Source organism: Nakamurella sp., from assembly GCF_044224575.1.
GTDB lineage: Bacteria > Actinomycetota > Actinomycetes > Mycobacteriales > Nakamurellaceae > Nakamurella.
In genome coordinates, this window is sequence record NZ_JBGAKE010000011.1 from 104,749 (window position 1) to 124,386 (window position 19,638).

Below are 19,638 nucleotides of genomic sequence, written 5' to 3' on the forward strand. Positions count from 1 at the left end.
TTCTGATTTGCGCGCGGGCCCGGCGACGGCAGCCAGCGCAACCGCTACCCGCTGGTGCCGGAGCCGGGCCATTGAAGGTCGACGTCGACGGCCGGCAGCCAGGGCACCGACGCCGTTGATGTCGATGTCCAGGGTGTCGAGGTCGGCGGTTTCGGTGGCCGGCTGCGGTAGCGGTGCCCGGTCGGGGTGGTGGTGACGATGGTGCCGTCCCGCACCTGGGTGGCCCAGCCCCGCAAGTCCTTGGTCAGGTTGCACCGGGCGCAGCGACCGTTGCCGTTGCGCAGGTCGGTGTCCCCACCCTTCGCGACGGCGATCGCGTGGTCGGCGTGCCGGATCGGCGCCCCACACCACGGCGTGCGGCACACCTGATCCCGCACGGTCAGAAACATCCGGGCCGCGGGCGGGAAGTCCCGCCGCCGAGCGTCGGTCGCGGCCAGCTCCCCGCTGACCGGGTCGGTGAACAACCGCCGCACCCACACCCGGGTCTGCTCGTCCGCGCGGACCAGGTCCCGGGCGAGCGGCGCCGGGATCGGCCCGACCCCGACGACGTGGGCGGGCTCGTCGTCCGCGTCGGCCAGGGTCCGGTCGGTCATCACCAGATGCACCTCGACCCCGGGCACCATCGGTGCCCCCTCGGCCGGCCTCAGTACCCGGTCCACCAGGGCGTCGGCCATGATCTGACCCTTGGACCGGTGCTCGGCCACGTCGACCGCGCCCGTCAAAGCGGTGCGATGCAACTCCCCGAACACCGCTACGCCCTGCTTCATCGGCAGCAGCGCCGTCACGTACGTCATGCAGTCCGGCGCCGGCCGGATACTGACCCGCCGGTCCACCCCCGCCTTCGCCGCCCGCTCCGCCGCACCATGCGGATCCAGCCGCTGCGCCCACCCCCGGGCTTCCCGCTCGGTCCGCGCATCACCCCACCCGGCCAACTCGCTCGCGATCGCCGCATCAATCTGCGCGCGGTGCTCCACCGACAGGTGCGCCGTCTCCCGAGCAATAATCGTGGCCCGCCACTCACTGGCCTCACCGGCCGCCAGCACGGCCAGCACCCCGGGCATCTCCCGCACCAGGGTGCGAGCCAACCCGACATGCCGGTTTCCCTTGTGCGCGCTGTCCCGCCGGGCCAACCCGACCTGCCCACACACCGACCGGCTGATCTCTCCCGACTTCGACCCCGCCGCCACCAACAACGCCCGCTGCGACCCGGCGAACGCGTCCGTCACCTGCGCCTGCCGGGCGAACGCCGCCGACTTCACCCGCTCCAACGCCGTCAGCTCATCGATCCGCTCCGCGTCGGTCAACCCGTCCAGGCCCGCCGCAGCCACGGCCGCGAGGAACGCGGCAGCGGCCTCGAGGATCGACGACATACGTTCGAGTTTATTCGTCACAGCTCGCCATTGCAAGACGCAACGTCGAGGTCAGGCCACATAATTAGAACAGTCATACACCCGAAGGCCGCCCGGAGTACAGGTTCCCACGGACGTCCGACAGTGGTGCCTCGTATCACGATGAGCCGGTGAACGGCCTCCGGTTGCCCGGGGTTCGACCTCGACGTCTGGGACCTTCGATATCGACGCACGACCACCCGGTGGGGTCGTCCTGGTCTCGTCGCGATCGGGCGCGGCGGCGGGTTGAGCACCCGCTGCACTGGGGTACCCGTAGCCGGTCGCCCTCGACATCCGCATTTATCTCCGTTCCGGCGCCTCGGTGCGTTCCAGATGGATCTGCAAAACGAGTGGGTGGGCCGGCGGCGACGGCAGACCCGATGCCCATGGCCGGAGTGCCGTCCCTGGACTCGCCTACGGCCATCCCGGCGGCGGTACTGCTGGACACACTCGGCCGGGCGGAGCAAGTACTGGACCGACCTGGCGCTCGGCTGGCTCGCGTCATTGGATCCGACCGACCGGGACCACGATGCATTCGCTGAGATGGCAGCCGGCGGGTGGCCGACTCAGCGGATCAGGCACCGGGCGGGGTCGCCTGCTGAGGCACACCAACGACGGGACCACCCCTACGGGTGACACATCGTCGCAACGCGATCAGTGGTTCCGTCACGCAATGCAATCCGATTGAGCACGCTGCGTCGATCCGCGCCGCCCGCAATCAGGATGGTGTCTCGTTGTGACTGCTGCGCGTACCCGTTCAGGTGTATATCGCGACCCAATGGCATGACTGAGGCCGATAGATGTCGCGCTTCGTGGTCGCTCCGACTACCGTCGCTGAAGTGCTGATCGGGTGATGTTAACCCTTACGGCACGGGGGAATCACCATATCGACACCCATCGGGAGCAAGCGGTGCGCGCCGCATCACCGATCGGACTGATCCCCTGGCCCGCCAGCCGCACCTGATCTTGCCGGCGCCGCACGACGCCGAGGTCGTACCACCTGTGGAGGGGAGAGGTGGTGCGACCTCGGCGGTTCAATGACCACGGTGATCGGACGGGTCCCGCGGCCGCGGAGCGGTCGGTGATCGAGAATGTGGACATGTTCGCGGCCTACGATCTCGAACCCTGGTCCGACCTGATGGTCGCTGTGGTCGGCGCCATGGCCGCACTGGCCGGCCTGTTCTTTGTCGCGCTATCCATCAATGTCGACCTGATCATCCATCAGAAGCGGCTGCCCGGCCGGTCCGCCGCTACCGTCGTCATGCTGCTGATCCTGCTACTGACCGGCATCGCGTGCCTGATCCCGGGCCAGCCGGACTGGCTGGTCGGCCTGGAGATAGCGCTGCTGGGGGTGGGCGTGACGATCTTCAGCGCCGCGGCGCTTCGCCCGCGGACGATCGACGAGGCGACTGCACTCAATGCGTTCGCCTACCGGGTCCAGCCGATGTTGATCATGCTGGTGCCCTGCGTGGTGCTGGTCATCGGGGGCATCAGCCTGGCCGTGCAGGCCGGTGGCGGGCTGTACTGGCTGGCGGCAGCGTTCGTCACCGGCATCTTCGCCTGCATGACCAACGCGTGGGTCCTGCTGGTCGAGATCAAGCGCTGACCACTGCGGGCCCGCCCCCGGAGGGAGGCGGGCCCGCGAGAGGAATCCGGCGATCAGTGCATGGCCACCGGCACACCGGCCTGCTCGGCATCCTGCGGAGCCTTGCGGGGCAGCAGGAACGCCGGGATCAAGGTCAGCGCGAGCAGGATCAGCGCCACCCAGAAGGTGGTGCCGAACGCCTCCGCCGCCTGCGCCGGTACATCCGTCTGTAGTGATGCCAGCTGGTCCGGCGGAATATTCGCGGCGGCCGACGGGTCGGCCTGCAGTGCCGCCGCGGTCTGCACCGCCGGCTTGTTCAGCAGCTGGTTGGTCAGGATCACCGACATCACCGCGGTACCGATGGAGGCCGCCGACTGCTGAACGATGTTCATCAGTGTCGACCCGCGGGCGACCTCGGCGTGCTTGAGCGTGGCCAGGGCCGCCGTCATGATCGGCATCATCGTCATGCCCATGCCCAGGCCGTTGATGAACAGGGCCCCCAGCAGCAACGGAATCGGCGTGGTCGAACTGATCTGGGTGAACACGCTCATCCCGATCAGGATCAGGATCAGGCCGCTGATGACGAACCGGCCCGGACCCATCTTGTCGGTCAACCGGCCGGCGATGGGCATGGTCAGCATCGCGCCGATGCCCTGCGGGGCCAGCAGGAGACCGGCGGTCAGCGTGCTCTCCCCCCGCACCTGAATGAAATAGGTGGGTAGCAAGAGCATCGCGCCGAAGAAGGCGATGGCGAACAGCGACATGGTGATGACCGAGACGCTCAGCTGCCGGCGCTTGAACAGATGCAGGTCGATCAGCGGGTGATCCTGGCGGCGCAGCGCGTGGAAGACGAACCCGGCCATCAGCAGCAGCCCGATCACCATCGGAATCAGCACCTTGGCCGAGACGAACGTGCCCTCTCCCGGAATGGTGGACACCCCGTAGAGGAACAGCGCCAGGCCTGGTGACAACAGCAACATGCCGACGAAGTCGAAGGACTCCGAGGGCGACGGGTCGTCCTTGGCCAGCACCCGCCAGGCCGCGATCAGCGCGACGATGCCGATCGGCACGTTGATGAAGAAGATCCAGTGCCAGCTCGCGGTCTCGATCAGCCAACCGCCCAGGATGGGCCCGAAGATCGGGCCGAGCAGCATCGGCACGCCCAGCACGGCCATCACCCGGCCGATCCGGTGCGGGCCCGCGGCGTGGGTCATGATCGTCATGCCGAGCGGCATGAGCATGCCGCCGCCCAGGCCCTGCAGCACCCGGAAGGTGATCAGCGAGCCGATGCTCCAGGCCAGGCCACAGGCGATCGAGCCGAGCAGGAACAGGGTCAGCGCCAGCATGTACAGGCGCTTGGTGCCGAACCGGTCCGCGGCCCAACCGGTCAGAGGAATGACGGTGGCCAGCGCCAGGGTGTAGCCGGTCATCGTCCACGCGACGGTGGCGTAGCTGGCGTTGAACGTCTCCTGGAACGTCGGCAGCGCCACGCTGACGACGGTCACGTCCAGGATGGACATGATCGCGCCGAGGACGACGACGCCGGCGATCCGCCAGACGGTGCCGTCCAGCTTGTCGTCGTCCGGGGTGACACCGGTCGCGAGCGGGGCGGAGTGCGCTCCGGCACCGGCCGGCTTGGTCAGGTCGGGGGGCGGTGGCCCGCCGGAATCGGTCCCCGGCTCGGGGGCCGCATGCTTACTCATACCGGAATCTCCTGACGGTGCTCGAACTGCGGTGGGGCTGGCGGTGAGGCTTGTTCAGTGATCGGCTCGGGGCAACCGAGTTTCGAGATGATCGGGCCAAGGGCGTCGATCAGCCGCTGGGCATCCTGCTCGTCGACGTCGGCGAGCAGCTCAAGGGCGTACCGGCGCTGGCCGGCCTTGAACGTGGCGATGAGCTCGCGGCCCGGACCGCTCAACGAGATCCGTTTGATCCGCCGATCGGCGTCGTCCTCGACGCGGTCGACGAGCCCGAGCCGCACCAGCTGGTCGACGTTCCGACCGGCCGCCGCGACCGAGAGCTCCAGCCGGGTCGCGATCTCGTGAATCGGGCCCGGTTCCGGCTGTTGGGTCAGCACCAGCAACGTTCGCATCTGCGAGAACGTCAGATCGGCGGCGATCAGCGCCTCGATGCCGGCGCTCTGGATGCCGCAGTGCAGGCGCCCCACGAAGGATTCCAGGACGCTCAGCAATCGCTCGGCGGTCGGTGCGCTCACGGACGAGAAGGTACCACGCATGCAACTATTGCACGAATGAACCAGGGTTATCCCGTTCGCCATGCCGGGACTGACCGTCGTCAGAGCCCGAACTCATCGCGGCGGCGGGTGGCATCGCTCACATGACACTCGATTCCATTGTGCTGACACCCAGTATCAGCCACCATTGAGCCAGCCCCGGCCGCCCCCTTCAATCAACGATTTCACTCAACGATGAGGATCGATTCATGACCGATGTGCTGTCACCCGCCACGATCACCCCCGACCTCGCTGCGGCGCTGAACACCGACTACTACGCCGTCTTCGCCGACGTCCCCGAGGCTGACCGGCGGTTCTGGAAGCGGGCCCGCACGTTCGCCGACGAGACCCTCGACGAGGTGAACGCGGCCTGGGACAGGGCCGAGTACCCCGTCCACCTGGCCCGCCGGCTCGGCCAGCTGGATCTACTCACCGACGGGGTGGTGGGACCCGGTCTCACCCCCATGTCGCCGCTGGCCGCGGGCCTGGTCAACATGGAGGTCTCCCGCGGCGACGGGTCCATGGGTACCGTCATCGCGGTCCAGGGCGGCCTGGCCCTGCGGTCCATCGCGATGTTCGGCAGTGACGAGCAGAAGGCGCAGTGGCTGGTTCCGCTGGCCCGCGGCGAGAAGCTCGGCGCGTTCGCCCTGACCGAGCCGGCGCACGGTTCGGACTCGGTCGGCCTGGAGACGACCGCGGTGCGGGACGGCGATGCCTGGGTCCTCAACGGGGAGAAGAAGTGGATCGGCAACGGCTCGGTCGGCGACGTCACCGTCGTGTGGGCACGAACCGAGGAGGGCGCCGTCCGCGGCTTTCTGGTCGAGCAGAACACGCCCGGCTACCGCGGCGAGACCATCCGGGGGAAGGCGTCGCTGCGGGCGATCCACCAGGCGAACATCACGTTGACCGACGTCCGGGTGCCCCTGGACGCGGTGTTGCCCGCCTCGACCAGCTTCAAGTCGGCGAGCAAGGTGCTGCTGGCCACCCGGCTGGGGGTCGCCTGGGCGGCGCTCGGCCACGCCACCGCAGTGTTCGAGGCGTCCCTGACCTACGCCAAGCACCGCGTGCAGTTCGGCAAGCCCCTGGCCTCGTTCCAGCTGGTGCAGGAACGGCTGACCCGGATGCTGGCCACCCTGACCACCATGCAGCTCACCTGCCGGCACCTGGCCGCGCTGGACCAGGCCGGCACGCTGACCCCCACTCAGGCCGCGCTGGCCAAGTACACCAACACCCGGGGTGCCCGAGAGCTGGCCGCCATCGCAAGGGATCTGTTGGGCGGCAACGGGATCCTGCTCGAGAATCACGTGATCCGGCATATGGCCGACATCGAGTCGCTGCACACCTACGAAGGCACCGAGAGCATTCAGGCGCTGCTGATCGGCCGGGACCTGACCGGCATCAGCGCGTTCCACTGACCGCCGTCCCCTGAACACCAACCCTGACAAAGGAGTCATCGCGATGATCAGCACGGCCAACGATTCCCCGCTCACCCCCTTGCGCTTCCTCCAGCGCTCGGCCGAGGTCTACCCGACCAAGGACGCCATCGTCTACGGCGCCCGCCGGTACAGTTTCGCCGATTTCGCCGATACCGCCCAGCGTTTCGCCCGCGCCCTGCGGGACCGGATCGAGCCCGGCGACCGGGTGGTGTTCCTCGCGCCCAACGTGCCGGAAATGCTCATCGCCCACTTCGCCGTGCCGCTGGCCGGCGGGGTGCTGGTGGCACTGAACTCCCGGCTGGCCAAGGCCGAGATCGACTACATCCTGAACCATTCCGAGGCGAGGCTGTTGTTCGTGGACGCCGAGCTGGTGGCCACGGTCGGCAACTCGTTCCAGGCCGCCCCCGCGCTGACCGGTGTCGTCGAGATCGCCGACCCCGAGTTCGGTCTGGCGTCCAGTGGGCTGGATTTCGGCCAGGAGTCGTTCGCGTCGTTCCTGGCCGCCGGCGCCGACGGGGACGCCCTGCCGTGGACGGTGGCGGATGAGCGCACCGTCATCACCATCAACTACACCTCCGGGACCACCGGAAAGCCCAAGGGCGTCATGTACACCCACCGCGGCGCGTACCTGAACTCGTTCGGCGAGATCTTCCACAACCACTTCACCAGTGACTCGGTGTACCTGTGGACGCTGCCGATGTTCCACTGCAACGGCTGGTGCACGCCATGGGCGGTCACCGGCGCCGGCGCCACCCACGTCGCCCTGCGGGCCGTGCGGGCCGACGCGATCTGGTCGGCGGTCGACGAGCTGGGCGTGACGAACCTCTGCGGCGCGCCCACGGTGTGCAGCACCATCGCGGATGCTCCGCAGGCCCATGGTCTGGACCGCCCGCTGCGGATCACCACCGCCGGCGCCCCGCCGTCCCCGACGATCATCGAGAAGTTGGACGGGCTCGGCGTCACCGTCGTGCATGTGTACGGACTGACCGAGGTCTACGGCCCGTTCACCATCTGCGAGTACAAGCGCGAATGGGACGAGTTGCCGCCGGCCGAGCGGGCCCGGAAGCTGTCCCGGCAGGGCGTCGGCATGCTGCAGGCCGAATCGGCCCGGGTGGTCGACGACGACATGGTCGACGTCACGCCCGACGGCCACCACATCGGCGAGATCGTCTTGCGCGGCAACAACGTGATGGCCGGCTACTTCAAGGACGATGCGGCCACCGAGGAGGCGTTCCGCGGCGGTTGGTTCCACAGCGGCGATCTGGGGGTCATGCACCCGGACGGGTACATCGAACTCAAGGACCGGGCCAAGGACATCATCATCTCCGGCGGCGAGAACATCTCCACCATCGAGGTGGAGAACGCCGTCCTGTCGCACCCGGCGGTGGCCGAGGCCGCGGTGATCGGGATCCCCAGCGTCAAGTGGGGCGAGCGACCGCGGGCCTTCGTCGTCGCTCGGCCGGACGTCGACGTCACATCGGCCGAGATACTCGACCACGTCAGGGGTTTGATCGCCCGCTACAAGGTGCCGGATGAGGTGGTGTTCGTCGACCAACTGCCCCGGACGGCCACCGGCAAGATCCGCAAGAACGAGCTGCGGGTGACCGAACCGAGCCCCCGCGTCCTCAGCACCACCCCGTAGCAACTGCCCGCGGCGCCGTGCCGATCACCCACGGCGCCGCGGGACCCCACCCTTCCCAGGCGGTGCCACCAGGCACCGCCGGCTCCGCCGACCCCGACGCGCGGATGAAGTCGGCAACTCCGGTCCCACCCGTCACCGACGAGGTCATTTCATCCGCGTCGGCGTCGTTGATCCGCGCGCCAGCCGAGCCCGAGTACCCCGGGCACCTCGGTCCTTCCGCACCTCAGCGCTTTCCGCACCTCAGCGCTTTCCGCACCGCCGCACCGCCGCACCGCCGCACGCCGCCAGTCGATCCGCACCGCGGATCACCCACGAGCAGAGGAGCTCCCGCCATGACCACCATCGTCGACCGCACCGAATCCGACCTGGTCCCCGATCTGGGCGATCCGACGGCCGGGCGGGTCGCCCAGGCCCGCGAGATGGCCTCGGCCCAGGTCCAGATGATTGCCGACCCGGCGCCCCTGGGGTTGGCCGCGTTCGCCCTGACCACGTTCCTGCTGAGTCTGGCCAACTCGGGCCTGATGCCGGCGTCCGCCGAGCCGGTCGTGTTCGGTGTCGCGCTGGCCTACGGCGGCGTCGCCCAGCTGCTGGCCGGAATGTGGGAATTCAAGAAGGGCAACGTTTTCGGCGCCACCGTGTTCTCCTCTTACGGCGGCTTCTGGCTCTCCTTCTGGGCCTACGTCACCTTCTACGCACCCACCGTCCCGGCCGAGCAGCACGGCGCGGCCGCCGGCTGGTTCCTGATCTGCTGGGGCATCTTTACCGTGCTGATGTTCGTCGCGGCGCTGCGCACCACCGCGGTGCTGGCCACCCTGTTCGCGGTGGTCGTGGTCGCGTTCTTCCTGCTCGGGTTCGGCGCGTTGGAAGGCGTCACGGCGCTGACCCGGGCCGGCGGCTGGGTCGGTCTGCTGGCCGGCGCGATGGCCTGGTACCTGTGCCTGGCGGGCGTGCTGAGTTCGGTGTTCGGCCGCCCGGTGCTGCCCAACAAGTCGCTCGTCAAGGCCTGAGCGGCTCGTCATGGCTACCTTGACGGGCGCCCCGGCGGCCCGCATCACCGACCGGTACGAGTCGGTGCTCCGGCTGCTGCCACCCGGCCGCCGGCGCAGCTACCTGCTGCGGCTGACCCACGGCTTCTGCGATGGCTGGCGGCCCAGCCGCAGCGAGCTGACCGACGACGTCGCCGCCGAACTGGGCCTGATCAGCTGGGCGGAGGTCGACACGAGGCGGCGCGAGCGCCGACTCGGTCGGCGGGTTGCCGACCTCACCCCGCTGGTCCAGTCCTGGGCTCGCAGTCATGGGTTGCTCCACTGAACCAGCCGGCAGCACCCTCGGTCAGGCGGAGGGGCACATCGGCTCGGCCCACAGGGCGCCGACGACCAGCACCGCGCGTTCGTAGGACTTCTCATAGATGCCACCGTCCGCCGACGGCGAACTCTGCACCTTCTGCGCGGTCTGCCAGGGGACGCCGGCGGCCCAGTCGGGAATCTTCAGCAGGTGGTCGTAGAACAGGCCGGACGCCGACCGGGGGTCGATCAGCTTCTCCGGAGCCCCCCAGCCGGTGGTCGGACGCTGCTGGAACAGGCCGATCGAGTCCAGGTTGTTGCCGACCTCGTCGTGCGGATACGCCAGCGATCGACGGGCCACGTCCCGCTCCAGGTCGCTGAGCGGCCGATCGATCTCCGCTGCGTACAGCTCGGACGTCCCGTCGTTGGCGAAGTTGATCAGGCCGGTCTCGGCCAGCGAAGTGGCTACCGCGATCTCGGCCGCCGAGCGGTCGAGGTCCCGCTCCCGGGCCACCTCGGTGATCGCCCGGGCGTTGCGCGTCTGCACCGCACTCAGATCCGCCACGGTGACGGGGCTCGTCGCGCAGTCCGCACCGGCCAGGTCGTCCGAGGCGGCACCGTCGGCCATCCCGAGCAGGACTACGGCGCCGACCGTGACCAGTAGGGCGATGGTCAGCCGCAGCGGGACGCCCCGCCGGCCCCGGGCGGGCGGGGACGGCGCCACCGGACGTCGGGCCGCCGGCGCGCCGGCCTGGCCCCGGCTCACCGGTGGGCGCCGGGTTGCGGCTCCATCCTGATTCGCGGCGGGGAGCTCGGTCACCCGCGAGGAGCGGGCTGACCGATATTCCGTGCCGGCCGTCGGGTACCCCATCAGGCCGTTCGACCGGCATTGATCGAAATCACGGGCACGAACTTTCCTCCATTGGGACCGTGGTGCAGACATTCGCAGCGACGGCCCGCAGGGCCGTTGCCGATAATATGCAAGAAGGACCCAATTCGTCGCTCATTCGTGCGGTCGCGTCGTCAGGTTTCCGCCTTTCGGAGCAGCGCTTGCCGACCAATGGTCGCGTTGCGCTACATGAAACACCAAGACCCGGGCCGGTCACGGCGCGGACGCATGAGCCGCCACCACAACGGACCAGCGGCATTCGCGCAGTCGCAACCGACCCGGGGCCCATGCCACGGAATACACCCGCCGAAATTCAACCGATTCAGCGGGGGTTCGGACGGCTCAGCCGGTCGTGGTGAATGTGACGACGACCGCGCGATTGCCCGGATCGGAGGCCGGCTGCACCAGTGGGGCGGAATCGCCGAGACCGGTGACCGACGTGATGTTTTCCCCGGGGACGCCAACCTCCTGCAACAGGGCGGCCACCTCGGTGGCGCGCTGGGTGGACAGGTCAACGGCACCCTGCGGATCACCCCCACCGACGGCGGCGGTGTGGCCCTGCACGGTGATCTTGGTCGTCGGGTCGACGGTGCCGACGCAGTCGCCCAGGGCGGTCAAGGTGGCCTGCTTGTCGATCAGCGTCGCCTCATTGGGCAGGAACAGCGCCGGCGTGGGCAGAGTGCAGGTCCGGGTCGGACCGGACCCCTCGGAGCTGATTTTGTCGCTCGGATCCGGGGTCGCGACGACCGGGATGGTGCCGGTACCGGCCCCGGTACCGGTGCCGTCGTAGAAGGTCACCTTCGAGGCTCCCGCCGCGGTCGCGACGCCCTCCCAGATCGCGTGCTGGTAACCCACCTGCGCGTCGGACAGGGCGTTCTGCTGCCCGGCGACCGGGGTGACCACGAAGTTCACGTCACGCCCGGTCAGATTCGGCAGCGCGCCGGCGGCGGTGACCGCGGTGACGACATCCGGCGGCGACTGGTCGAACGCCAGCTGATTCATGTCCAGCGCGCCGGCCGTGTCCAGCAGTGGCGAGAACACCCAGACCGGCGCACCGGCCGGCGAGGCGATCGCGTCGAGGCCGGCCAGGGCGTCCCGGCCGGGCTGCTCCGCCTGGTGGGCGTTCAGCTTGGCCGCGAACGCCGTGGCCGCGTCGCCGTCGGCGACGGCGACCGGCGCAGTGGTCGTCGTGCCGTCACCGGCGACCGCGACCCACTCCACGCCGTTCCCGGAGCCCAGGGCCGACCATTCCGCCGCGATGACGTCCGGCACGACGATCTGTGCCTCGTTCGACGATCCGGCCGTGCTGACGACACTGCCGGCCACGGTGACCGGCGCTGAGCTGGACGAGGTGGCCGACCCCGAATCACCGGTGGTCGAGGAGCCGCAGGCGGCCACGACTGTGGTCAGGACACCGGCGGCGAGAGCGGTACCGAGCGAGCGGATGGACAACAAGCGTCTTCGATCCATGGGCCCAGGCTATCCACCGATCGGGGGATTGCCCGGGTTCAGCGCCAGAACTGCGAACTATGCCACGGTGACGCAACGTGCCCTGGTAATACCTCTGACCTGCACAGATTTTGTCAGCCGGCGTCGACCGGGGCCACCTTCCAGATGCGGTCCAGGTAGTCCTGGATGGATCGGTCGCTGGAGAAGAAGCCGCTCCGGGCCACGTTGAGCACGGCGCTGCGGTTCCAGGCCCGCTGATCCCGGTAGGCCAGGTCGACCCGGTCCTGGGCCTCGATGTAGCTCTGGTAGTCGGCCAGCGCCAGGAACCGGTCCTCGTGCAGAAGCGAGTCGACGATCGGCGCGAACGTCTCCCGGTTGCCGTCCGAGAACTTGCCCGATGCGATCGCGCCCAGCGCCTTGCGCAGGGACGGGTTCGTCTGGAAGTACTCCCGGGGCTGGTATCCGGTCTCGTAGATGGCCTCGACCTCGGGCTCGGTCAGGCCGAAGAGGAAGAAGTTCTGCTCGCCGACCGCCTTGAGGATCTCCACGTTGGCGCCGTCCAGGGTGCCGATGGTCAGGGCACCGTTCAACGCGAGCTTCATGTTGCCGGTGCCGGAGGCCTCCTTGCCGGCCAGCGAGATCTGCTCCGACAGGTCCGCGGCCGGGATCAGCGTCTCGGCCAGCGTCACGTTGTAGTTCGCCGGGAACGCCACCTTGAGCCGGCCGGCCACGATCGGGTCGTTGTCGATCACCTTGCCGACCGCGTTGATCAGGGCGATCGTCTGCTTGGCGATCCAGTACCCGGGCGCGGCCTTGGCGCCGAACAGGAACACCCGGGGCACCAGGTCCAGGTCCGGGTTCTCCTGCAGCCGCTGGTAGAGGGTGACCACGTGCAGGAGCTTGAGGGTCTGCCGCTTGTATTCGTGCAGCCGCTTGACCATGACGTCGTACATGGCGTCCTGGGGCAGCGCGATGCCGTCCCGCCGATCCAGCAACTCGACCAGCCGCTTGCGGTTCGCCGACTTGACCGCGGCAAACGCGTCCAGGAAGGCCGGATCGTCGGCATACGGTTCCAGCTCCTGCAGCCGGTCCAGATCCCGCAGCCAACCGTCTCCGATGGTGTCGGTGATCAGCTCGGTCAGGCCGGGATTGGCCAGCCCGATGAACCGGCGGGGAGTGATGCCGTTGGTGACGTTGGTGAACTTGTCCGGCCAGTAGGCCGAGAAGTCGGTGAGCACCTTGTCCCGCAGCAGCTGGCTGTGCAGTTCGGCGACGCCGTTGACCTTGGCGCCGACGACGGTGGCCAGGTACGCCATCCGGACGGCGCGCGACGGGTGCTCCTGGATGATCGACATGCTGCGCACCCGCAGCTCGTCGTCGGGGTAGACCTCGCGCAGCTCGGCCAGGAACTCCTCGTTGATCCGGAAGATGATCTCCAGGTGCCGGGGCAGCAGCCGGCCCAGCAGCTCGACCGGCCACACCTCGAGTGCCTCGGGCAGCAGGGTGTGGCAGGTGTAGGCGAAGCACCGGCGGCAGATGTCCAGGGCCTCGTCCCAGGGGATGTCCTTCTCGTCGACCAGGATCCGCATCAGCTCGGGGATGGCGATCACCGGATGGGTGTCGTTGAGCTGGAAGATCACCCGCTCGGGCAGCTTGCGCAGGTCGAAGCCGGGCGGCAGGACGTTGTTCAGGAAGTCGCGAATCGAACAGGCGACGAAGAAGTACTGCTGCTGCAGGCGCAGTTCCTTGCCCTGCGGGGTGGAGTCCTCCGGGTAGAGCACCTTGCTGATGTTCTCCGCGAACGCCTGGGCGCGGATCGCCTGCAGGTAGTCGCCGTTGTTGAATACGTGCAGGTCGAAGGCCTGGGTGGCCCGGGCGCTCCAGAGCCGCAGGGTGTTCACGTTGCCGGTGCGGTAGCCGGGGACCATGTAGTTGTAGGGGACCCCGGTCACCTCCCAGTCGTTGTTCCACCGGGTGCGCTCCACGCCGTCGTCGCCGAGGTACTTCTCGGTGTGGCCGGCGAATCGGACCTTCACACCCATCTCGGGGTGCGGGAACTCCCAGGGCGACCCGAGGGTCAGCCACGAATCGGGCTGCTCGACCTGATGGCCGTCCTCGAAGGTCTGCCGGAAGATGCCGTACTCGTAGCGGATGCCGTAGCCGATGGCCGGGATCCGCAGGGTGGCCAGCGAATCGATGAAGCAGGCGGCCAGCCGGCCGAGGCCACCGTTGCCCAGGCCCGGCTCCACCTCGGTGTCCCGGATCTTCTGCATGTCCAGGCCGAGGTTGCCGATCGCCTGCTCGGCGGTGTCGGTGAGCCCGGAGGCGAGCAGGGCATTGTCCAGCTGCCGGCCGAGCAGGTATTCCGCCGACAGGTAGACGACCACCTTGGCCTTGGCCTGCATCTGCTTCTGCACGGTCTCCAGCCAGCGGGCCATGAGCTGCTGCCGGACCGTGCGGGCCAGGGCGTAGTAGAGGTCGTTGCGGGTGGCCCGGGCCAGGGCCACGCCCTGCCCGAACTGGAGGCGCTTGAGAAATTCCTGCGTGAATCGCTCGACGTCGTCAAGGTCGGACGGCACGATCGCAGGTCGACTCGATTTGGTCACGAGCGCGGATAGTAGCGATCGTTTGTGACGGATGCGGTAACGAAGGCCGATCGGCACCGTCCGCTCCGCGGGACTCGACGTGCGCGGGGCGAACGGACCGGCGACACTCGCGCGCCGGAACCGGCGTCGCCGGCCTCCTTCGCCAGCGGCCGGCGGCCGGCGGAGCCGGCTCGGCCGTGGTGACCACGGTCAACGCCGGAACCGACGGCCCAACCGGTGGGACGCACGGTCGGCCGGCGATGCCCGGCGGCGCAACGCGCCCGCCGATGGGACGCCGGCGGCCGCGGCCGGAAGTGTGACGAGCCCCACGATTGAGCCCGCCGGAGCCGGCTGACCACAGTCACCACGACCCACAGCGCGGCCAACCGGTGGGGGGTCAGCGGACCCCGAGCGCGTTGGCCAGCGCAGGCGCCTGCTCGGTCAGGCACTCGCCGACCCCGGCGGCCAGGGCCGCCCGATCGTCGTAACTCTTGGCCAGACCCAGGGCAATAGCCTTTTGCCGCGTCACCGGCGATGGTGCGATCCCGCTGAACCGCTCACCGTAGATCGGGACCAGGCTCAGGACGGCGGCGGGATCCTTGTCGGCGAACACCCGGGGCACCCCGGCGATGGCCAGGCCGGCGAAACAGTCAGCCGTCGCCTCGATCTGGTTGCTCGGAACGAGTGTCACGTCGGCCTTCCGGTCGGCGATCATCTCCTCGAGGATGTTGTGACCCCACTGGTGCGCGAGCAGGAAGTACAGGCCCACCTCCGCGGACTGGTCGGCGAAGGTGCCGTCCGTCCGCAGCGCCGCGGACTCACCCATCGAGGTCATGAAGGTCTCGGACACCACGATCGTGTCCTCGGGCGCACAGTAGGTCGGGCCGTACTGGTCGGTCGCGCTCAATTCGACCCCGCCGCAGTCGAAGGTCTCGGCGCCGACGAGGAACTCCAGCGGAGCGCTGACCGTCACCGGCACCTGGGCGATCCCGAGAATCTCCTCCCAGAAGTCGTCGGTCTCGACCTGCATCGGCCGCAGCGCGCTCCGCTCGACGACCGAGGCGTCCACCATCACCCCGCCGCCGCCGTCCTTCGGTCCGGCATCACCGGAGCCGGAGCCGGAGGGTGGATCCGCAGGGCTGGACGAGGGCCCGGCGGCCGCGACCGACGTGGCGACGGCCGGCTGGCCGGCAGTCCCGCCACCGCAGCCGGCCAGCAACACCACGCCGGCGACGAGGGCAAGAGATGAGTGACGCCGCACGATCGTTCCTCCCCAAATGGCCAGCCGCTTCAGGCGAAGGTAACTCACAGAGAGCGTCGCACGCCGTTATTATCCCCCGAAAGGGGCGTTGCATCAGCCGTTCGCGCTATGGCTGCGAGCCACCGAGGGTCGGACCGTCGGCGATCCCCGCGGGCACGACCACGCCGATACTGTGAGGCATGGCGACCGACCCGCACATGGTGTTCCTCGGCTTCGGGAAGTACGCGCGGTCGGACAAGATCTTCGCGCTGGAACCCATCCGCGGTGAGGACCGGGGCGACGGCCGCCGCACCGAGGTCTGGGTGGACGGCGTCGGCAGCCCGATCATCGCGTCCCGGACCGAGCGGACGATCCTCGGCGATATGGGGCAGGAGCGGGCCGCCGATCCGGCCATCCTCGAGGAGGCCCTCGAGCTGGCCGAGCGTCTGCTCCGGGCCGCCGAGGTGGGCCGGGTCGACCTCGGCGATCTGAGCCGGCGGGCCCGGCACGTGCTGGAATCGGCGACGTCGGCGGGGGCCGGTCGGGCGGCCGATCCCGGCGATCAGCCGCGCCTGCTCTGATCAGCCGCCGGCCATCGCCCCCACGATCAGGAACGGCTCCTTGCCGGTGGCCACCTCCGACGGCAACGGGTCGTCCGGCGGCTCGTGGGACAGGTCCTCCTGGCACGCGTAGAACCGGACGAAACCGCGCCGCTTCCCGGTGTCGTGGTCGCGGACCCGGCCGACCAGGACCGGCAGTTGCGCCTCGAGGGAGTCGAGCACGCTGCGCTGGGTGACCGGCCCGTCCACCCGGAGCTCGACCTCGCCGTGGACCCGGGCCAGCTCCTTCAGATGGGCCGGCAGCACGACCCGGATCACGGCAGCGTCTGCACTTCCACCGACAGCACCGCGGGCAGGTCCCGGACGATCGGCGCCCAGCTGTCCCCGGAATCGGCCGAGGCGTACACCTGGCCGCCGGTGGTGCCGAAGTACAGGCCGCACTCGTCCAGCGAGTCCACCGCCATGGCGTCGCGCAGGACGTTGACGTAACAGTTCTCCTGCGGCAGCCCGCTGGTCAGCGGTTCCCACTCGTGTCCGCCGGTGCGGCTGCGGTAGACGCGGAGCCGGCCGTCCATCACCACGTGATTGGAATCGCTGGTGATCGGCAGGACGTAGATCGTCTCCGGCTCGTGGGCGTGCACCGCGATCGGGAAACCGAAGTCGGTGGGCAGGTTGCCGCTGATCTCGGTCCACGACTCGCCGGCGTCGTCGCTGCGCATGACGTCCCAGTGTTTCTGCATGTACAGCACATCCGGCCGGGCCGGATGCATGGCCACGTGGTGCACGCAATGCCCGACCTCGGCCTGCTGGTCGGGGATCCCCTCGGAGTGCAGGCCGCGGTTGATCGGCCGCCAGGACTCACCCGCGTCGTCGCTGCGGAAGGTGCCGGCCGCGGAGATCGCGGTGTACATCCGCTTGGCGTCGCTCGGGTCGAGGATGATGGTGTGCAGGCACATCCCGCCGGCGCCGGGGGCCCACCCCGATGCGCTGGGATGCGTGCGCAGGCCGGGCATCTCGGTCCAGGTGCGGCCGCCGTCCCGGGTCCGGAACAGAGCCGCGTCCTCGACCCCCGCGTAGACGGTGTCCGGATCGTCCAGCGACGGCTCCAGGTGCCAGACCCGGGTGAACGCCCACGGCCGCGGGGTGCCGTCGTACCACTGGTGCGGGCCGACCTCGCCGGCGTAGGTGAACGCGCTGTCGATCGGCTCCCAGGTCGTTCCGCCGTCGTCGGACCGCTGGATCACCTGGCCGAACCAGCCACTGGACTGCGACGCGTAGATGCGGTTCGGGTCGGCCGGGGACCCGTTGACGTGGTAGATCTCCCAGCCCGCGAAGTGCGGCCCGCTGACCTGCCAGTCCCGCCGGGTACCGTCGGCGGTCAACACGAACGCCCCCTTGCGGGTACCCACCAGCACACGCACTCCGGTCATCCGAGCTCCTTCCGGTTCACGATCAGTCCGGCCGCGTCGGCGCGGCCCTCCCAGTAGACCCCCGACGCCGCGAAATCTCATCGGTCCGGCGGCGCGGGGGCCACCTGCGGGGCTAGTGCAGCTGGGACAGCTGCGCCTGCGGCAGGGTCACCGTCCGCTCACCCAGGTTCAGCACGGTCTTGCCGTCGACCGTGCCGGCGCGGGTGGCCACCCAGTCGGTGCTCGCCGCCCCGGCCGACCGCGAGGTGAGCGCGGCGAAGCCGATCACCACGTTGTCACCCGCGCCGCCGTCGAGCACGTCGGTGCCTCCGCCGCCGATCAACACGTCGTCGCCGGCGTTCCCGGTGATGGTGTCGTTGCCGGCGCCGCCGATCAACACGTCGTCGCCGTCGCCACCGACCAGGGTCAGCAGGGTGGCCCCGGCGGCCACCCCGGAGGCGTCGATGACGTCATCGCCGTTGCGCGCGTCGACGGTCAGCCGATCGACGCCGGGTCCGCTGCCGGTGAGGGCCACCGTGGCCGGCAGCCCGGTGGCCGTCGCGGTGCGGGTCTCGCCGTTCACCGACACCACGTCGTCGCCCTGGGTCGCGTTCACCACGACCTCGTCGGCCGCCCCGTCGTCGCCGCCACCGTTGCCCGCGAGATTGGCGTTCACCCTGGTCAGATCCGTGCCGCTGAGGTCACCGACCGCCAGCCGGTCGGCACCACCCAGTGCGTTCACGTCGAAGGTCTCGACGTCGTCGGTGTCCATGGTGATCGCCGCGACGTTGCGGAACAGACGAACTCGCCCACCGTTGGCCGAGATGTCGATGTTCTCATTGATGTTCGCGCCGTTGAAGACCATCTTGTCGGTGCCGTCCTGGCCCTCGACGACGTCGCTGCCGTCGCCCGGGTCCCACTGGAAGGTGTCGTCGCCGGCGCCGAGCAGGACCGTGTCGTTGCCCTGCTGGCCGTCGACCAGATCGTTGCCGTCGCCGCCGGAGATGAGGTCGACGCCGTTGGATCCCAGGAGGGTGTCGTTGCCGGTCCCGCCGTCCACCGTGATCTTGATCAGCGCCGCGAGATTGCCGGTGGCCGAGAAGGAGTCGTCCCCGCCGTTGGCGTTCACCACCAGCTTCTCCGACGTGCCGATGTCGATGGAGAAAGGTGCCGGGGTGAGCCGGTCGAACCGTACCCGGGAACCGTTGGCGGTGGTGGTGAACTGTTCGGTGCCGTTGCCGCCGTTGACCTCCACCGTGTCGGTACCTCCGGCACCCTCGTTGAGATCGGTGTCGTCGCCCGGGTTCCAGATCATCCGGTCGTCGCCGCCCTGACCGAACACCTGATCGTCGGCGTCGCCACCGGTGAGCGTGTCGTTCTCGGTGCCACCGAACAGGAAGTCGTTGCCGCCCTTGCCCAGTAAAGTGTCGTTGCCGGCCTCGCCGAACAACTGATCGGCGCCCGAACCCCCGGTCAGCGTGTCGTTGCCCTGCCCGCCGAACAGGTTGGCCTTCGGCAGGGCGCCGTTGACCTCGCTCAGGGTGAGCACGTCGTTGCCGCCGAGCCCGAAGACCCGGATGAGCGAGGTGGTGGCGACGGTCGGGGTGCCGCCGGTGACCGCGATCGCGCCGCCGTTGACCAGGATCGTCCCGGCGGCGTTGCGGCTGATGGTGATGGTGTTGTCGGCATTGTCGCCGGTGACGGACAGCACGCCGGCCGAGAAGCCGGCGGTGGTGGCGGCGCTGGCCGGCAGGGCGGTGCCCAGGGTCACGCCACCGGCGATCATCGCGCCCACCAGCAGGCGACTGCCGAGGCGCGCGAGGCGCAGGTCTTTCATGATGCGGTGCATGTCGGTCGTTCTCCGTCCGGTCGATCCGCGGCCGATGTGGCCGTCCGGATCAGCAGTACGGAGAAACATCGCGAACGGTTCTCAGCCGGT

16 protein-coding genes are annotated in these 19,638 nt (G+C 69.2%); 6 read left to right on the forward strand and 10 right to left on the reverse strand.

The window, feature by feature from the left end:
• Positions 1-44: 44 nt before the first annotated feature.
• Positions 45-1,370, reverse strand: a complete 1,326-nt coding sequence (locus tag ACILSK_RS14290) for an HNH endonuclease (protein ID WP_395727836.1) — start codon at positions 1,368-1,370, stop codon at positions 45-47.
• A 1,099-nt stretch (positions 1,371-2,469) separates the two neighbouring features.
• On the opposite strand from ACILSK_RS14290, the gene ACILSK_RS14295 reads away from it, so the two are divergent.
• On the forward strand, positions 2,470-2,994 hold the full coding sequence (locus tag ACILSK_RS14295) for a hypothetical protein (protein ID WP_395727837.1): 525 nt from the start codon (positions 2,470-2,472) through the stop codon (positions 2,992-2,994).
• Positions 2,995-3,047: 53 nt separating this feature from the next.
• On the opposite strand, the gene ACILSK_RS14300 is transcribed toward ACILSK_RS14295, so the two are convergent.
• Both ACILSK_RS14300 and ACILSK_RS14305 read right to left on the reverse strand, forming a co-directional pair.
• On the reverse strand, positions 3,048-4,676 hold the full coding sequence (locus ACILSK_RS14300; protein WP_395727838.1) for a DHA2 family efflux MFS transporter permease subunit: 1,629 nt from the start codon (positions 4,674-4,676) through the stop codon (positions 3,048-3,050).
• The gene (locus tag ACILSK_RS14305) at positions 4,673-5,152 is read right to left on the reverse strand and encodes a MarR family winged helix-turn-helix transcriptional regulator (RefSeq protein ID WP_395727902.1); all 480 of its coding nucleotides are present in this window, start codon (positions 5,150-5,152) and stop codon (positions 4,673-4,675) included. Before ACILSK_RS14305 ends, ACILSK_RS14300 begins: the two co-directional genes overlap by 4 nt.
• 263 nt (positions 5,153-5,415) lie before the next feature.
• Here ACILSK_RS14305 and ACILSK_RS14310 point away from each other — a divergent pair, with 263 nt between their 5' ends.
• From ACILSK_RS14310 to ACILSK_RS14325, 4 genes are all read left to right on the forward strand, one after another.
• Positions 5,416-6,621 carry an acyl-CoA dehydrogenase family protein gene (locus ACILSK_RS14310; protein ID WP_395727839.1) on the forward strand — a complete coding sequence of 402 codons (1,206 nt, stop codon included), beginning with the start codon at positions 5,416-5,418 and terminating at the stop codon, positions 6,619-6,621.
• A 43-nt stretch (positions 6,622-6,664) separates the two neighbouring features.
• Positions 6,665-8,284: an AMP-binding protein gene (locus tag ACILSK_RS14315; protein WP_395727840.1), complete on the forward strand. Its 1,620-nt coding sequence runs from the start codon at positions 6,665-6,667 to the stop codon at positions 8,282-8,284.
• Positions 8,285-8,616: 332 nt separating this feature from the next.
• Entirely contained in the window at positions 8,617-9,291 is a 675-nt protein-coding gene (locus ACILSK_RS14320) for an acetate uptake transporter (RefSeq protein ID WP_395727841.1), read from the forward strand.
• 10 nt (positions 9,292-9,301) lie between these two features.
• The gene (locus ACILSK_RS14325) at positions 9,302-9,595 is read left to right on the forward strand and encodes a hypothetical protein (RefSeq protein WP_395727842.1); all 294 of its coding nucleotides are present in this window, start codon (positions 9,302-9,304) and stop codon (positions 9,593-9,595) included.
• Between the two features lie 21 nt (positions 9,596-9,616).
• Here the strand turns inward: ACILSK_RS14325 and ACILSK_RS14330 are convergent, their stop codons facing one another.
• The 4 genes from ACILSK_RS14330 to ACILSK_RS14345 all read right to left on the reverse strand — a co-directional run bounded on the left by ACILSK_RS14330 (position 9,617) and on the right by ACILSK_RS14345 (position 15,751).
• A complete protein-coding gene (locus ACILSK_RS14330; RefSeq protein WP_395727843.1) occupies positions 9,617-10,333 on the reverse strand; it encodes a hypothetical protein in 717 nt (238 codons plus the stop codon).
• A gap of 465 nt (positions 10,334-10,798) precedes the next feature.
• A complete protein-coding gene (locus tag ACILSK_RS14335; protein ID WP_395727844.1) occupies positions 10,799-11,926 on the reverse strand; it encodes a flagellar motor protein MotB in 1,128 nt (375 codons plus the stop codon).
• A 113-nt stretch (positions 11,927-12,039) separates the two neighbouring features.
• Positions 12,040-14,511 (reverse strand): glycogen/starch/alpha-glucan phosphorylase, encoded by a 2,472-nt coding sequence (locus tag ACILSK_RS14340; protein ID WP_395727845.1) that lies wholly within the window; start codon positions 14,509-14,511, stop codon positions 12,040-12,042.
• 376 nt (positions 14,512-14,887) lie between these two features.
• On the reverse strand, positions 14,888-15,751 hold the full coding sequence (locus ACILSK_RS14345) for a hypothetical protein (RefSeq protein WP_395727846.1): 864 nt from the start codon (positions 15,749-15,751) through the stop codon (positions 14,888-14,890).
• A 179-nt stretch (positions 15,752-15,930) separates the two neighbouring features.
• On the opposite strand from ACILSK_RS14345, the gene ACILSK_RS14350 reads away from it, so the two are divergent.
• Positions 15,931-16,311 (forward strand): hypothetical protein, encoded by a 381-nt coding sequence (locus ACILSK_RS14350; protein ID WP_395727847.1) that lies wholly within the window; start codon positions 15,931-15,933, stop codon positions 16,309-16,311.
• On the opposite strand, the gene ACILSK_RS14355 is transcribed toward ACILSK_RS14350, so the two are convergent.
• From ACILSK_RS14355 to ACILSK_RS14365, 3 genes are all read right to left on the reverse strand, one after another.
• Positions 16,312-16,608 (reverse strand): MoaD/ThiS family protein, encoded by a 297-nt coding sequence (locus ACILSK_RS14355; protein WP_395727848.1) that lies wholly within the window; start codon positions 16,606-16,608, stop codon positions 16,312-16,314.
• A complete protein-coding gene (locus ACILSK_RS14360) occupies positions 16,605-17,720 on the reverse strand; it encodes a WD40/YVTN/BNR-like repeat-containing protein (RefSeq protein ID WP_395727849.1) in 1,116 nt (371 codons plus the stop codon). Before ACILSK_RS14360 ends, ACILSK_RS14355 begins: the two co-directional genes overlap by 4 nt.
• 112 nt (positions 17,721-17,832) lie before the next feature.
• Positions 17,833-19,536, reverse strand: coding sequence for a calcium-binding protein (locus tag ACILSK_RS14365; protein ID WP_395727850.1), 1,704 nt, complete (start codon positions 19,534-19,536; stop codon positions 17,833-17,835).
• Positions 19,537-19,638 lie beyond the last annotated feature (102 nt).